The sequence below is a fragment of the Pedobacter ginsengisoli genome, from assembly GCF_030244015.1.
GTDB lineage: Bacteria > Bacteroidota > Bacteroidia > Sphingobacteriales > Sphingobacteriaceae > Pedobacter > Pedobacter ginsengisoli.
The window spans coordinates 263,676-278,424 of sequence record NZ_JASSYX010000003.1 but is presented as its reverse complement, the minus strand read 5'-3'; the positions used below and the strand labels follow the sequence as shown (position 1 = coordinate 278,424).

General features: G+C 45.4%; 13 protein-coding genes. 7 read left to right on the top strand and 6 right to left on the bottom strand.

Annotated features, from left to right (window positions below; translation table 11 throughout):
• Nucleotides 1–2 precede the first annotated feature (2 nt).
• The 5 genes from QEP08_RS13270 (at nt 3) to QEP08_RS13250 (ending at nt 6,165) form a co-directional block, all read left to right on the top strand.
• The gene (locus QEP08_RS13270) at nt 3–1,373 is read left to right on the top strand and encodes a S8 family serine peptidase (RefSeq protein ID WP_285058684.1); all 1,371 of its coding nucleotides are present in this window, start codon (nt 3–5) and stop codon (nt 1,371–1,373) included.
• A gap of 8 nt (nt 1,374–1,381) precedes the next feature.
• Nucleotides 1,382–4,147 (top strand): CHAT domain-containing protein, encoded by a 2,766-nt coding sequence (locus QEP08_RS13265; protein ID WP_285058683.1) that lies wholly within the window; start codon nt 1,382–1,384, stop codon nt 4,145–4,147.
• A 102-nt stretch (nt 4,148–4,249) separates the two neighbouring features.
• Nucleotides 4,250–4,648 (top strand): hypothetical protein, encoded by a 399-nt coding sequence (locus QEP08_RS13260; protein WP_285058682.1) that lies wholly within the window; start codon nt 4,250–4,252, stop codon nt 4,646–4,648.
• A gap of 70 nt (nt 4,649–4,718) precedes the next feature.
• A complete protein-coding gene (locus QEP08_RS13255; protein ID WP_285058681.1) occupies nt 4,719–5,216 on the top strand; it encodes a hypothetical protein in 498 nt (165 codons plus the stop codon).
• Between the two features lie 7 nt (nt 5,217–5,223).
• On the top strand, nt 5,224–6,165 hold the full coding sequence (locus tag QEP08_RS13250; RefSeq protein ID WP_285058679.1) for an HTTM domain-containing protein: 942 nt from the start codon (nt 5,224–5,226) through the stop codon (nt 6,163–6,165).
• Here the strand turns inward: QEP08_RS13250 and QEP08_RS13245 are convergent.
• The 3 genes from QEP08_RS13245 to QEP08_RS13235 form a co-directional block, all read right to left on the bottom strand.
• The gene (locus QEP08_RS13245; protein WP_285058678.1) at nt 6,150–7,454 is read right to left on the bottom strand and encodes an MFS transporter; all 1,305 of its coding nucleotides are present in this window, start codon (nt 7,452–7,454) and stop codon (nt 6,150–6,152) included. The two genes, QEP08_RS13250 and QEP08_RS13245, sit on opposite strands and share 16 nt — an antisense overlap.
• Nucleotides 7,455–7,506: 52 nt before the next feature.
• Nucleotides 7,507–8,073: a dihydrofolate reductase family protein gene (locus QEP08_RS13240; protein ID WP_285058677.1), complete on the bottom strand. Its 567-nt coding sequence runs from the start codon at nt 8,071–8,073 to the stop codon at nt 7,507–7,509.
• A gap of 103 nt (nt 8,074–8,176) precedes the next feature.
• On the bottom strand, nt 8,177–8,887 hold the full coding sequence (locus QEP08_RS13235; protein ID WP_285058675.1) for a head GIN domain-containing protein: 711 nt from the start codon (nt 8,885–8,887) through the stop codon (nt 8,177–8,179).
• Nucleotides 8,888–9,400: 513 nt separating this feature from the next.
• Between QEP08_RS13235 and QEP08_RS13230 the strand changes: the two genes are divergently transcribed.
• Both QEP08_RS13230 and QEP08_RS13225 read left to right on the top strand, forming a co-directional pair.
• Nucleotides 9,401–10,591 carry a PQQ-dependent sugar dehydrogenase gene (locus QEP08_RS13230; protein ID WP_285058673.1) on the top strand — a complete coding sequence of 397 codons (1,191 nt, stop codon included), beginning with the start codon at nt 9,401–9,403 and terminating at the stop codon, nt 10,589–10,591.
• 85 nt (nt 10,592–10,676) lie between these two features.
• The gene (locus QEP08_RS13225; RefSeq protein WP_285058672.1) at nt 10,677–12,758 is read left to right on the top strand and encodes a right-handed parallel beta-helix repeat-containing protein; all 2,082 of its coding nucleotides are present in this window, start codon (nt 10,677–10,679) and stop codon (nt 12,756–12,758) included.
• Between the two features lie 11 nt (nt 12,759–12,769).
• Here the strand turns inward: QEP08_RS13225 and QEP08_RS13220 are convergent, their stop codons facing one another.
• From QEP08_RS13220 to mdh, 3 genes are read right to left on the bottom strand one after another with little or no spacing between them, the layout of a single operon-like run.
• The gene (locus QEP08_RS13220) at nt 12,770–13,234 is read right to left on the bottom strand and encodes a DinB family protein (protein WP_285058671.1); all 465 of its coding nucleotides are present in this window, start codon (nt 13,232–13,234) and stop codon (nt 12,770–12,772) included.
• Nucleotides 13,235–13,265: 31 nt separating this feature from the next.
• A complete protein-coding gene (locus QEP08_RS13215) occupies nt 13,266–13,661 on the bottom strand; it encodes an aspartyl protease family protein (protein ID WP_285058669.1) in 396 nt (131 codons plus the stop codon).
• Nucleotides 13,662–13,690: 29 nt separating this feature from the next.
• Entirely contained in the window at nt 13,691–14,629 is a 939-nt protein-coding gene (gene mdh, locus QEP08_RS13210; RefSeq protein WP_285058667.1) for a malate dehydrogenase, read from the bottom strand.
• Between the last annotated feature and the right edge of the window lie 120 nt (nt 14,630–14,749).

The window sequence follows — 14,749 nt, the reverse complement described above, 5'->3', positions numbered from 1 at the left end:
GCATGAACAGCAAACAACAGCAACCCAGTCGAAATTATGGTCCGGTTTGGATCAGTAAGCGCAGTGAGAAAGCCGGGCGTTTACTAAGCAGGTCGTACCGTAAAGACCAGATCCTCGTCTTTTTTAAGAAAAAGCCCACAGAAAAAAACATTCAGTTGATCAAGGAATCTTTTAAAAAACAAGGGTTTAAGACAGATGCGATCAGGATCAGTTCCTGCGGAAATTGCGATATACCAGTACAGCTCTGGTCAGCCAAAGGAATCCACGGCCTGATCAGCGGTGATTCGCTTAAAGCAGGTTCAGGGCCTGCCTCCACTACCGTTGGCGAGTCCTATTCGCTCAATTTTTTTAATTTCCTTCCTGCAGACCCCCAAAAGAGATTTGAGGCAAAGCCGGACAAAGGAAATATCCAGCAGAGGAAAAAGCAGGAGATCGTAATAGCCGTTCTGGATACCGGTGTGGATGCTAACCTGGTAGATCCGCAGTACTTATGGAAAGAAAACGATAAAACAGTTGCTGCCGAATGTTATAAACATATACATGAAGGCTGGAATTTTGCCGGAAACAATGGAGTCTATCATGATGACAATCCCAATAAACATGGCAGCATCGTCAGCCAGTACATCATCAACCAGTTTAAGAATGTTAAGGAAAACGGGGTAAAGATCATGCCGCTTAAAACGCATGACAAAGACGGGGTAGGCGATCTCTTCGGAACCATTTGTGCCATTAACTTTGCCATCGCCAAAGGTGCGCAGATCATCAATGCCAGCTGGGGGTTTTATTATTATTTCGAAATACCTGTTCCTTATTTAAAAACACTGATTACTGGTGTCCTGCGTAAAAAAGGAATCCTGTTTGTAACCGCCGCGGGCAACAAGATCGATGCAGATGATGCCATAGCAAGAAAGATCTACCAGATGGAATATGGTGTAACCCTGACAGACGACCAGTTACGGGATATCGCTATTCACAATTTTTACCCTGCACATCTGAGTACAGCTACCAACAGTGTGATCGCCGTGACCACCACGGATGGAAATATGGTGACTCCGACTCAAAATTACTCCAGGAAATTTATTGATCTGGGCGTACTGGCTGACCAGGTATCACGTACCGGGATGAAGTTTAAGCTGCCTTTTGAAACGGGCGGAGCACCCGAATTTATCAGCGGGTCATCATTCGCGACCGCCATTGCCAGTGGTATTATAGGTGCTTATTGTAAAAAGAATCTTTATGTACCCAATATTAAAAAAGCTGATTTCCTGTCTGCCCTTCAGGCACAGCCCAATGATGATGGAACAGGAAATGTACTCGTGAATAAAATTATACTTGCAAAAAAGCACATTAAGAATGGTTCCTGTGTGAAATAGATCTATCAATGGAGCGTTTGTTGTTGTGTTTGACCGTTTTCGTACTGGTAACTTTCATGCCTGTAGGAATTGCTCATGCCCAATGTATTTCAGACGCGGAACTCGTAGAGAAGGTAAATACAATACACAGCAATACAGATATTTCTAACGTAAAAAAAGTCCAGCTGCTCAAGGTGCTGCAGACCGGATTTTTGAAATGCGGCAGGTCCAGAAATAGTGCCTATGCCCAGCTGGCACACCGGCTCGGTGATTACTACAGCAAAACTGACGACCAGGAGCGCGCTATCTTTTACACCAAGGAAGCAGTTGCTGTAAATTCCTCAGGCAATGCGGCGGCAGACCCCTCTTTTTTGGCAAACAGCTATTTTAATCTCGGTATATTTTACAAACGGCTGAACCTGCTCAGGGAATCACACTATTATTTTGACCGCTGCATCGCTGCAGGCAGTAAGTTTCAGACCAAGTATTTTATTGTATTTATGGCTTTTGAACAAAATGCCTACGCATATTATCAGGCCGGTGATTATCAAAAAAGTGTAGAAGTAGCTGATGAGGGTTTGTTATTTGCGCAGCAGGCCGGGGATGAGAGTGCAAGGGCACCTTTGCTTGCCCAAAGGGCACAATCTGCCGTCGAACTGGGACACATTCGGGAAGGAGAGGCAAATGTGAAAGAGGCGATCGCCTTATTGGAAAAAGCAGAGTCTAACGCATCACATCTTGCCACGAGCTATTCAGTCTATGCTGATCTGCTCGGTAAAAAAGGCGATATAAAAGCTTCGTTAATTTATTACAGAAAAGCTTATGAGCTAAACAGGGCCAATGGAAACCTGGAGCAATGTGCCCGGGATCTCCTTGACCTGGGCAGTGTGTATGCAGATGACCTTGGGCAGGGTGCAATGGCGGTACGTTGTTATTATGAAGGTGTTAAACTTGCCAGGAAAACCAACGATCTGTACCAGCTGGCCGCCCTATACTCCAATATAGGGGTAGTTTATGGGCAGGAAAGAAAATATAGCCGGGCGCTCAGCTACTACCAGAAAGCGCTGAACGTACTGCCTTTGAATTTCACCGATTCTTCTTTGAAAGCAAATCTGAGTGTAAATATGCTAAACCTGGTCTCTAATGATTATTTCGTAACGACTATCGTAGCGAACAAGGGCAGCGCCCTGCTCGAACGTTATAAGCAATCGGGACATCAGGAGGATCTGAAACTGGCGCTGGCAGCTTTTGAAGTGGCTGACCATGCTGTAGACGTGATGCGCTGGAAGCAATACGGAGAGCAATCCAAGCTGGTCTGGCGGCAGAAGACTAAAGAGATGTACGAACAATGCATCGCTGTTTGCTTCTATCTGAAGGACATGGAAAAAGCCTACTATTTTTTTGAAAAAAGCAGGGCGGTATTGCTCAATGACCAGTTGAGCGGGGCGGCGGCCGAAAAACACATTTCAGAAAAAGACCGGAACAAGGAAAAGCTGCTGCGGGTAAAAAGCTATGCCCTAAGCCAGAAATTAACGGCTTCGATCCAAAATGCAGGCCAGTACGCACGGTTGAAAGCTCAATGGCGTGAGGCCCAGGATAAATGGGAAGGCTTTATCAGGAACCTGGAACAGAGATACCCCGCTTATTATGAGTATAAATATGACCGTTCTGTATATCCATATAAAGCTGTCCTCAAAAAACTGGAAGCGAACAAACAATCGCTGGTTGAGTATTTTACAGGAGACACGGTGATTTATGCACTTGTGCTTTCCCCTTCGGGGCAAAAACTGATGCGGATAAAGTACCCGGATTATCCCAAAGATGTGGGTTCACTGCTTGCGCTATCTGCAAACCAGTCCCTGCTCAATCAAAATTATGACCGGTATTGTTTCCTTGCCCATAAAGTATACATGAAGCTGTTCAGACCTTTGGACATTAGTCCCGGACGGATCGTCATTTCACCGGATAATCATTTTATCCCATTTGATGCGCTGCTTTCAGATGCGGGTTCAAAAACCAGCTTTCTGGCCAAACGGTACATTTTTAGTTATGCCCATTCTATGCGGGTACTGATGAAAAAAAGCAGTTCCGGCAGAAATGCGAATACATTCCTGGGAGTAGCACCTGTCAATTATAAGCCCGGCTCCGGTCTGTCGTCCCTGCCAGCCTCCGACAAGTCGCTCATGAACATTGCAGCGGGCTTTAAGCGGTCAAAACTGCTTACCGGAGCAGAAGCCTCCAGATCCGGGTTTTTAAATAATTTGACAAAATACCAGCTGCTGCAGATCTATGCACATGCAAATGCAGACAGCGCCAATATGGAGCCACGTCTTTACCTGGCCGATTCCGCAGTTTATTTGTCGGAGGTCCAGCAACTGAATTTTCCAAATACCGACCTGGTCGTATTGGCTGCCTGCAATACAGGCATAGGCCGCTATGCGGGCGGAGAAGGTGTCTTCAGCATGTCCCGTGCGTTCATGACAGCCGGTGTGCCTGCGAGCCTGACCAATCTCTGGCAGGTAGACGATAAGGTCACTTACCAGCTCACCGAGTCATTTTACAAATACCTGCAGCAGGGCCTGCCAAAAGACGAAGCCCTGAACAAAGCGAAGCTCGGTCTCCTTATGGACGGGGACAAGCTTCACAGCATGCCCTACTTCTGGGCGGCCACCATCCTCATTGGCAATACAGGCACCATAAATGAGTATCCTGCTATAAATCTGAACATATGGATCGCAATAGCTTTGCTGATCATCATTTCAACCTTGTTTTTTCTGGTAAAAATAAAAAAATAAAAAAGTTTATAAATGTTGTTTCCCTCTCCGGGAATGTCACGACTAATGTAATAAGTCTAGACCACTAATAAACTTTAAATCATTTACCTAAAAAACAAAAAAATGAAAAATCTATTTATCCCTATGTGTGCCGCTCTGTTTTTACTGTTTGGTACCACTGCCTCAAAAGCGCAGAACACTGCAAAAGGTCTGATCATCAATACCAGTTCACAGGCTGAGGTAGACAAAATTGTAGAATCCCTCAAGGGAGCTGACCCTGCGACTTATCGCCTGACTGTTAACTATGGTGCAGCACCATTGTCAGCGATCGGCAAGACTGGCGGTTCTTCTGTGGCCGTTGGTGCCGGAGGAGTTGCAGCTTCTGATGTGATCCTTGCTGTGAAAGTCATTACCACTGGTAAAGATCTCCAAAACTCCATCATCTCAAAGCTCAACAGCAGCCTGACTAAGCAATCATTCAAGTCGGTAAAAGCAAGCGCGCTTCGCGGACGGGCACTTTAAATCTAATCATCTGCCTATGGTGCGGGCGGGAAATTTCCGTCCGCATTTTTTTAACCCATAAAAAGGAACCATGAGCTCAAATATAAAAAATCAGGTAAAAACCAAGCTGATAAAGGGTTTTCTGATCTGGCATCTGCTGGTCGTTGTACTAGGCTCCGGGCTGGTCAGGATCAGCAATAAAACACTCGAAGGTGTCCTGTTCAGGTATTCTTCCTGGACAGGCGGAGGCTTTGGTTATAGTTTCTTTTCTCCCAATGTAGGCAATCAGACAGTAATAAAGACTTATACCATGACAAACGGAAATGTACTGAAACAAGATGCTTTCGGAACTGGCGACAACCTTTTTGACTGTCGTTTTTCAGCAGTAATCCACACTTTCAGAAACCAAAAAGCGTACGAGCTCATGTCAAGAATAGTCGCATCTTACCTGTTTGCCAAGTACCCCGGTTCGGGGCCCGCGTTTATATCGGTAGGCGAATATGTTCCTCAAAGTATGGCAGAATACAGGACACTCAAAAAAGAAAGCCAGTTCCGGGAAATATACAATGGTACGTATACGCTTAAATAAGAAAAAAATGAAGACTTTAGCGTTAAACAAACACTTAGAGTTTGCCATCCTTCGTGTTGGAGTGGCCATTACCATACTCTCAAAAATAGCTGTAGAGTTCAGCTATACTGATCTGTTGTACAGTCAGAAAGGTATTATTCAGGCTTTTTTGTCTGAACCCCTGAAAGTTACCTATTCAGTTTCGTTGCCGGACGTAGTCGTTTTCCTGGGTATCCAGAACGAACACCTTTTCCTGAATGTACTATATACATTGTTTGGGATTTCTGCAGTGATGCTGCTCATTGGTTTTAAAACAAAGATAAATGCAGGGATATGTCTTTTCATACATATGATTGTCTTTAACGGGTATAACCTGCTGACATTTGGTTTTGACGGCTTTTTATTTTCCCTATTGTTCTATACTTTGATCTTCCCTGTACAGAAAGTATTTTCAGTAGACCGCTATATCAGCAAACAGGAAGACGAGGAGATCTTACCAGAAACTTATCGCTTTTACGTAAGGATATTGCAGGTTCATTTGTGCATTGTATATTTTGTGGCAGGTTATTCAAAACTGGGTGGCCAGGAATGGATGAACGGGACTGCGATATGGAGTGCCATCAATCAACCGCAGTTTTATACCTGGTTTACGCCGATGATAAAATCTGTAGCCAGTAATCCGGTAGTATGTGCCGCACTGACCTGGGGAACACTGTTTGCGGAAACCCTGTTTCCTCTACTGATCTGGGTCAAATGGGGCAAAATCCGGATGGTTATACTTGTGGGGATCGTGCTGATGCACGTATTTATCGGTGCGGTAATGGGGCTTCAACTGTTTGCCTGGATCATGATCGTGTTTGACCTGAGCGCATTTGGCGGTATATTTAGAAAAGAAAGCGCTAAAATCAGAGACCGTCAGCCAGGATTTAAAGCCTTTGAAGACAGGTACCCGCATCAGTTGTACTTATGATCGCTATCCTGATTGAGGCTGGAATTGTCTTTTGTATCTTTCATCGTTACATAAACCGTTAAGGAAATGAAGATGCAAATGGTGATGTACCAATAATAGTAAGATTCGTGATGCCAGTCTTTCATCCATAACGCGATATATTCAGCAGTACCTCCAAAAATAGCTACGGTCAGGGCGTATGGCAGGCCGACACCCAGTGCCCTTATCTGTGCCGGAAACAACTCAGCTTTTACTATCGCGTTGATACTGGTATAACCGCTGACAATGATCAGCGCAGCCAATAAGAGAAAGAATGCCTGCCATTGTGAGGTGGTATGGCTTAAAGTTGTCAGCAAGGGCACGGTACACACTGTGCCCAGTATGCCGAAGCCGATCAGTAAAGGCTTGCGGCCGATCTTATCGGACAAGGCACCAAATAAGGGCTGGAGCGCCGCAAAGATCAGCAGGGTAACAAACGACATCAAAGTAGACTGTTCTTTAGTAAGATGGACCGTGTTGACCAGAAACTTTTGCATGTAAGTGGTATAGGTATAAAATGCAAGTGTGCCGCCTAAGGTAAGCCCTATTACCTTAATTACAGCTTTAGGATGCTTTAGCAATTCTTTTATTGTTCCTTTTCTGACAGACTGATGTTCTTTTTGACTTTTAAACGCCTGTGTTTCTTCCAGGTTATTTCTCAGGTATAGCGCCACTATAGAAAGTATTGCACCAAAAACAAAGGGAATACGCCATCCCCATTCCAGTAACTGGGCTTCGGAAAGCAGCAGCCTTTGCAGGATCAGTTGAATGCCAAGTGCCAGCAGCTGGCCGCCTATTAAGGTTACATACTGAAAGCTGGAATAAAAACCGCGGCGGTTTTTGGTGGCCATTTCGCTTAGATAAGTTGCTGAAACACCGTATTCGCCGCCAACGCTCAATCCTTGCAGTAGTCTGGCACTAAGCAGCAGAATAGGAGCAACGATACCGATGGCATGGTAAGTTGGAGTCAGGGCGATGACCAGGGAACCTAAAGACATTAGCAGCACAGAAAGGGTCATCGATTGTTTACGTCCGGAACGGTCAGCGACCCGGCCAAAAATATAACCGCCTAAAGGACGCATTAAAAACCCTAAAGCGAATATGCCCGCGGTATTGAGCAGTTGCACAGTAGGGTTGCCCTTTGGAAAAAAAGATGCCGAAAAGTAGATCGCAAACGCAGAATAGGCGTACCAGTCGTACCATTCGACGAGATTGCCTATCGAACCGCCTAAGATGGCTTTGAGTCTCTTTACCGAGATTTGCTCAGCCATTTAAGCATGCGTCAATGTTCCCTGGTTTAGCTGTTTTCATGTCCTGTGGGGGTCATTCCTTTTCATAATGAAGACCGATTACTCCGGGAGAAAATGCTTTTGTCTCACTAAGTTTCAGCCCGACTTTACTCTGGATGTTTTTGAACAAAAGAATTCCGGTGCCGAGCAGTACAGGATTTACAAACAGCCAGTATTCATCCACCAGATTGCCTGCTGCCAGCCCGTGATAGGCAGATGGGCTGCCAATCATTAGAATAGTCCCGCCGGGCTGTTGTTTGATCTCTTCAATTTCTGCCACAATATCTCCGCCAATGAAACGTGTGTTTGCCCGGCTTGTATCCTTCATCGAGTTCGACACGACAATTTTTTCCACTTTATTGTACCATTGCCCGTGTTCAATATCGTGCTTTGACGCATTTGGCTTATCGGCAGCCGTTGGCCAATAAGCATCCATCATCTGGTAAGTTACCCTGCCGTAAAGTGCGGCATCGGCATCAGCAGTCAATCCGCCTACAGCCTCAAACATTTCGTCGTTGATGCGGATCCAGTCCATTTCTCCGTTAGGGCCTGCAACAAATCCATCGAGGGAAACGTGCATCAGTAATATTATTTTTCTCATAGCTGTATTTTTTTGCGTTCTTTACAATGGTAAAGTTACCAGGTAAATCAGACCACAGTCCGCCTTAAGAACGACAATTTCAGGGGGTGAATGAGACAAATATCTAGTTTACTTTTTTCAGTACGGCCGCGCCGGATTTCTTTTCATTCACCTTCGCCGGATTGCCCTTATAACTGATCTCGCTTGATCCTTCGGTGTTGATATTCAGTTCATTAAGGACATTGATGTTGGCCTTTGCAGTTCCGGTGATGTCAATTTTATAAAGACCTGAAATGAAGTCGAAAGCTTCTACTTCTGCGATGCCTGTGACCATAAGTGTATGCGAGCCCGTCTGTCCGGTCAGTTTAAGCGTTCCGGTTCCATCTAAGTTAGTGCTCAGGTTTCCGGCTGACAGGTCCATGGTTACTTCGGATGAACCGGCCATGCTCAGTTTCAGATCACCTGCATAAATGCGCTCTCTACCCGATACCTTTACGGTCCCGTCTCCTTTTAATTCTTTCAGTGCACCTATTCCGGCTTCCACAACAATGGAATCTTTGCCGCAATACGCTTCTTCTTTTGCTTTAATATTGAGCTCGGAGCCGCTCACATCAACCTTCACATATTTCATTAAGTTAGAATCTGTCGCTATCCTGACTGCATAGCTGCTGTCCTGTCTAAGGATCAATATGACCGAACCTGTCACACTGATCTTATCAAAAGGTTTGACGACGGTATTCTTTTCTATATGGTGTCCGGAATCTTCAATGCAATCGGTATTACATCCTGTAAATAAAAAGAGGAGCAGGCAGACAATGGCTGTTAATTTTTTCATGGTCCATAGATTAAGCGCTTAAATATAGCGTTTTTTACCTTTCCTTTCAGTCTGTACCCGCAAATGTTAAGGCCTGCTTTAAGCAACGTAGCTTTGGATCTCTGGTTGTTTATGTTGCACCTGGCGGCCGGCACCCTATAGCGTATGGGACCTTCTTAAATTCCTGTAAGATGGACTTCCCAATCCCTGACCGTGGAACGGTTCTTTGGTTATATAAACGATCGCTTTAAAACAAATAAAGAGAAAGGATGCGTCATTATAAAAAACAGGCACATCATCCGATGTGCCTGGCTTTCCTTACTCTAACTAAACTAAACTAAAACTGCTGGAATTATACAAGCGGCATGCCACTCGGAAATGTCTGTTTTTAGATGATCAGAGCGATTTTTTGAATCACCTGGTGTACGGTTCTGAACAGCTATGGCCGATCCCGGACAAAAGCGGGCAGGATGCGGGGTTGAAATGATTGTAGATTTTTTATTCATGTTGTCAATTAAATAGTAAATTGATGACATGAATAAGAAAGTTGTTTTTTCTGCTTTGCTGGTTATTTTTTCTTTTGCCCTGTCTTACGGTCAGAACAGCGCTCCGGCTATTAAAATTGACGTCAGGTTGATTTCTGATCAGCTCGCTTACCCTACTGCTTTTGCCGAACCAAAGGACAGGTCAGGAAGGCTGTTTGTTTCTGAGCAAAAAGGCAAGATCAGGATCATCAGTAAAGGTGTGCTCCTTGAACGGCCCTTTCTGGACATTACGGAGGATGTGCTGATGATGAACAGTGGCGATGAAATGGGCCTGCTCGGTTTTGCGTTTCATCCGCTGTTTGCGAAAAACGGCAAATTTTATGTTTTTTTCAGTAAACGTGTGGCCAGGAAACCAGGATTGGACCACCGAAGTGTGATCCGTGAGTATAGTGTGTCCAAAACGGACCCCAATCTGGCCGACAAGACAACTGCGCGGGAGGTAATGTCTTATGATGAGCCGGAATCTAACCACAATGGCGGTGACATCAAGTTTGGGCCTGACGGCTTTTTATATATCGGTATTGGTGATGGCGGGGCCTATAATGATCTTCATGGAGAGTTTGGGAACGGACAGAATCTTAATGTCGTATTTGGTAAAATTTTGCGGATCGATATTGATAAGCCGCCTTACGGAATTCCTGCTGATAATCCTTTTGTCGGGAAGGAAAACACACGGCCTGAGATCTTTGCTTATGGTTTCAGAAATCCATGGCGCATCAGTTTTGACAAGGTTGACGGGAGGCTATTTGCCGGGGATGTCGGGCAGAAAAACTGGGAAGAAATAGACCTGGTAACTAAAGGTGGCAATTATGGCTGGAGGCTGAGGGAGGGCACTCATGTTAAAACACCTGGTGATCCGGATCCAAAGAACTGGATCAACCCAATCATTGATTACGGCAGGCAGGAAGGCATCAGCGTGACCGGGGGTTACGTATACAGGGGAAAACAGATTCCTTCGTTGTACGGGAAATATATATTCGGGGATCTGATGGGGCCGGTCTGGGCTTTGACTGATGTCAAAAAGGAACTCTGGAGTAAAGAAAAGCTTTCCATTTCCCGTGATCCGGGAAGCTGGCAGATTTATAGTTTTGGCGAAGATCAGGCTGGCGAACTGTACATCCTTTCTGTGCTGATGGAGAGCGGCAAGGGTGCACTGTATAAGATTGTGGCCGGAAAATAAATCAATACTGTGTTTGGTAATAGTGTTGTTACTTAGACTTGGGTATAAGATTTATAAATTTAACTAAAGTTCTAAAACGCAGGTAATGAACAAATATAGGTCTCTCTGTCTGAGCTCGATGAGGTCGACGCTAATTGTGCTGATCTCATTGATGCATAGCGTCAGTGCTTTTTCACTTACTGTGTATGTCTCGCCTGACGGCAAGGACAATAACCCAGGGACCTCAAAAGCTCCTTTTGCCAGTTTAAATGCTGCGAAGGCCTATATCAGCCAGCTGCGTAAAAAGCAGCCGCTTGCCGAACCTGCCGAAATCATTGTTGCACCCGGAATTTATTACCTGACAGCCCCTCTTGAATTTACCGCCGAGGATTCCGGTACGGCTGCTGCACCATTAATCGTCCGTGGCAAAAAGGGCTCGAAATGTGTTTTTACCGGTGCTGTCCGCCTTCCCATATTCCAAAAAGTATCAGATCATTTATGGAAAGTTGAATTGGGTGATATAAGTAAGTATGGTGGTGATATTCAGCAGCTTTTCGTGAATGGTAAAAGAGCGGTAAGGGCCAGGACGCCCAATGAAGGTACTAATTTTAAGGTAAAAAGCGTTTCTGAAATTGATGTGGATGCCAGTAAGAGGTCTGCGGTTCAAAAGATAACACTGACCGCCGAACAGTTGAGTGTATTGCCGGTAAACAAGCCTTTGGAGGATCTGGTCATTTCTGTAAACCATGCATGGGACAGGACTAAAAAGCATGTTCGCAGGGTCTCTTTTTTCGAATCTGCTGTTTACATTGGCGGCAGGCCGATGCAGCCATGGAATAAGCTGGACAACAGCGCACAGTTCTTTTTTGAAGGAGAAAGGGATTTTTTGGATGAGGGTGGTGAATTTTTTAAAGACCGGGAGGGGATTCTGTTTTATGTACCAAGAGACGGTGAGAATATAGAGAACAGTATTGCCCTGGTGCCGGTCATTCAGCAGATTTTAGTCATTAGTGGTACCGACCAGAAGAAAGTGGAACATATCCGGTTCCAGGATCTTTCTTTTGTGTATACCAATCATATTATGCCGGCATCAGGAGAAGAGCCCAGCCAGGCTGCTGCATCTACAGAAGCGGCTTTGATGCTGGACTATGCCGCCAGCATTTCATTCAAAGATTGCCGGATTGCTCATGTGTCTAATAACGCAGTGTGGTTCAGGGCGGGATGCAGGGATATTAAGATGGAAAGGTGCTATATTTATGACTTGGGTATAGGTGGCATCAAGATCGGGGAGATGAAGGCCCCGGCCGACGAAAAAAGTGCCACTGGTGGCATCACGATTGACAACAACATCATCCGCTCGGGCGGGCATGTGATCCCTACGGGGGTAGGGGTGCTTATCTTTCAGTCGGGCGACAATACCGTTTCTCATAATGAAATTGCAGATTTCCGGTATACGGGTATCTCGGTAGGCTGGGTATGGGGATATGGTAATAGTCCGGCTAAACGCAATAAGATTATTTTCAACCATATCCATCATTTGGGCTGGGGCGAGCTGAGTGATATGGGCGGAGTGTATACATTGGGACCCTCCGAGGGTACGGTAGTGAGCAACAATACGATCCATGATATTTATTCTTACGGATATGGGGGCTGGGGCCTGTATACTGATGAGGGCTCTACGGGCATACTGGAAGAAAACAATCTGGTCTATAACTGCAAAAGTTCCGGTTTTCATCAGCATTATGGCAAGGACAATATGATTCGCAATAATATTTTCGCCACGCAGATCAAAGCGCAGCTGCAGGCTACACGGGTGGAGGAGCACCGCTCTTTTTCATTTATGAATAACATTGTTTATTTCAACAGTGGAAAACTCGGGGAGAATAACTGGGCTAAGGTAAATGCAGTTTTAGATAGCAATATTTATTGGGACAGCCGGAATCCGGATATGAAGATGGATAAGGAGAAAAATTCATTGGTGGCAGACCCTATGTTTGCCGATCTCCCTGCCGCCGACTTTACGATCAGGAACAAAAAGGCAATAAGGAGTGTTGGCTTTGAACCCTTTGATTATACTAAGGCGGGAGTGTACGGGAGCAGTTCCTGGAAAGAGCTGGCGATGTTTGATCCCGGCCTGGCCCGGCAATTTAGTGAAATGGTGGAGCGGAGGCTTAAAGAGGGGGGATAATGAATAATGGTTTAACGCGTTGCTATGATCAATTGTTTAATAGCGCCTAAATGGTATGCCGCATGTGGGATTAACGCCAGGGTACCTTGTCTGAACTGTTCATTTGACCAGTCTTTTCTTTCGGCAATTGCTGCTCTGAGGTCTTTATAGGCGCTAAGCAGGTCTTGTTGCAATTTCCGCCACTCGTCATCGTTTACTTTATGGATTTTCCAGCTTTCGGACCAGTCGGGCGAAGGCATTTTTCCATCGAAGAATTCCAGCGCCACACGTATACTCCATCTAAGGTGTTCGGTGTGTGCCGCGATTGTTGATCCGCCTTCAACGGTTGGCGCGGAGGCCTGAAGGGCATCGATCTGTTCGATCGTTTTGGTAAAACCATGTCCTGGTTTCATGTCGATCACCCAGGCATGCTTGCCTGCTGAACCAATATAAAGTTCGTCAAGCAATTCAAGCAGAGATGAGATTATTGCTTCCATATTAGCACAACCATTAACTTTTCGAAATGTTTTACCTTCTGTACAAGTAGAGTTTAAGTTTTTTATAATTGATGACTGCGTTGTATTTTAGCAGCAGGTCGCTGCCGATGATGCCGATGACAGGCGGGTGGCCGAAACTTTCATAAGCCTCGTTTACGCCTTCCAGGTCAAGGGAGACTGTTTCATAATCGTTAAGGACCAGCCGCCCGATTTCTAGTTTCGGGATAACTGCCTGCAGGCTGCTGGAGGTAGTAAACAATGTGGTGGCAAGAACCTCGTCACTAGGAATGAGTTCAGGCAGGCGATCTCTGAGCCAGGTTTCATCAAATACGGACCTTGATGCGCCTGTGTCAACCACGGCAAATGACTTTTGTCCAAAAGCAACGATTTCCACCAGCAGGTGGAAACCGTCGTCTTGTAAGTTCACTAAGATTATTGGAACTGTGATCGGCCACATTAAATTAGCTTCATTTCTGTAAGTACGTTATTCATACTGCGCACTGCGTCTGCACTTTTATTGAATGTGGTCTGTTCTTCATCACTTAGTTTGAAGTCAAGGATCTTTTCTACTCCGTTCTTGCCAATGATAATTGGCACAACCAGGGAGATGTCGCTTTGTCCGTATTCACCGTCCAGGTATACTCCTGAGGAGATCAGTTTCTTTTCGTCACGAACAATGCTTTCGACCATCGCAGCGGTGCCGGCTCCGGGAGCGTACCATGCTGAAGTGCCGATCAGTCCGGTCAATGTGGCTCCGCCTACCATAGTAGCTTTCACGATTTTATCCTGCTGCTCTTTGCTGAGAAACTGGGTAACGGGAATACTGTTCCAGGTGGCGTGGTTGATCAGTGGGATCATAGTAGTGTCGCCGTGTCCGCCGATAACAACTGCATTCAGATCGCCGGGTGAGCAGTCCAGTTCCTGACTCAGGTAATATTTGAACCTTGCTGAATCCAGCGCACCGCCCATACCGATGATGCGGTTTTTTGGAAGACCTGATGTTTTCAGGGTCAGGTAGTTCATGGTGTCCATAGGGTTTGAAACCACTATAATGATTGTATCTGGTGAGTACTTCAGGATATTTTCTGTAACTCCTTTTACGATATTGGCATTTGTGCCGATGAGTTCTTCGCGGGTCATGCCCGGCTTGCGCGGAAGGCCTGAAGTGATGACCACTACTTCGGATCCTGCTGTACTGGCGTAGTCGTTGGTTACTCCTTTTATTTTAGTATCAAAGCCCAGTAAGGCTGCGGTTTGCATCATGTCTATAGATTTGCCTTCAGCAAAACCTTCTTTGATGTCCAGCAAAATTAGCTCTTGTGCCAGCTCTTTTCTGGCGATATTATCTGCACATGTAGCGCCAACAGCACCTGCACCTACAACCGTAATCTTCATAGTGTTAATTCTTTTAAGGGTTACTAAAATCTGCAATAAACCTGGCGATTTTTTATCGAACGGGCTATTTTTGGCTAGGTAATTAAATTGAATCTCTGCCTGCCTAAGTTAGAGATTTTT

What these genes read in the sequence shown, in the direction of transcription:
- QEP08_RS13265 (WP_285058683.1), top strand. Translation starts at nt 1,382, where the DNA reads ATGGAGCGTTTGTTGTTGTGTTTGACCGTTTTCGTACTGGTAACTTTC.
- QEP08_RS13255 (WP_285058681.1), top strand. Translation starts at nt 4,719, where the DNA reads ATGAGCTCAAATATAAAAAATCAGGTAAAAACCAAGCTGATAAAGGGT.
- QEP08_RS13225 (WP_285058672.1), top strand. Translation starts at nt 10,677, where the DNA reads ATGAACAAATATAGGTCTCTCTGTCTGAGCTCGATGAGGTCGACGCTA.
- QEP08_RS13245 (WP_285058678.1), bottom strand. Translation starts at nt 7,454, where the DNA reads ATGGCTGAGCAAATCTCGGTAAAGAGACTCAAAGCCATCTTAGGCGGT.
- QEP08_RS13240 (WP_285058677.1), bottom strand. Translation starts at nt 8,073, where the DNA reads ATGAGAAAAATAATATTACTGATGCACGTTTCCCTCGATGGATTTGTT.
- QEP08_RS13235 (WP_285058675.1), bottom strand. Translation starts at nt 8,887, where the DNA reads ATGAAAAAATTAACAGCCATTGTCTGCCTGCTCCTCTTTTTATTTACA.
- QEP08_RS13270 (WP_285058684.1), top strand. Translation starts at nt 3, where the DNA reads ATGAACAGCAAACAACAGCAACCCAGTCGAAATTATGGTCCGGTTTGG.
- QEP08_RS13220 (WP_285058671.1), bottom strand. Translation starts at nt 13,234, where the DNA reads ATGGAAGCAATAATCTCATCTCTGCTTGAATTGCTTGACGAACTTTAT.
- QEP08_RS13230 (WP_285058673.1), top strand. Translation starts at nt 9,401, where the DNA reads ATGAATAAGAAAGTTGTTTTTTCTGCTTTGCTGGTTATTTTTTCTTTT.
- QEP08_RS13260 (WP_285058682.1), top strand. Translation starts at nt 4,250, where the DNA reads ATGAAAAATCTATTTATCCCTATGTGTGCCGCTCTGTTTTTACTGTTT.
- QEP08_RS13250 (WP_285058679.1), top strand. Translation starts at nt 5,224, where the DNA reads ATGAAGACTTTAGCGTTAAACAAACACTTAGAGTTTGCCATCCTTCGT.
- mdh (WP_285058667.1), bottom strand. Translation starts at nt 14,629, where the DNA reads ATGAAGATTACGGTTGTAGGTGCAGGTGCTGTTGGCGCTACATGTGCA.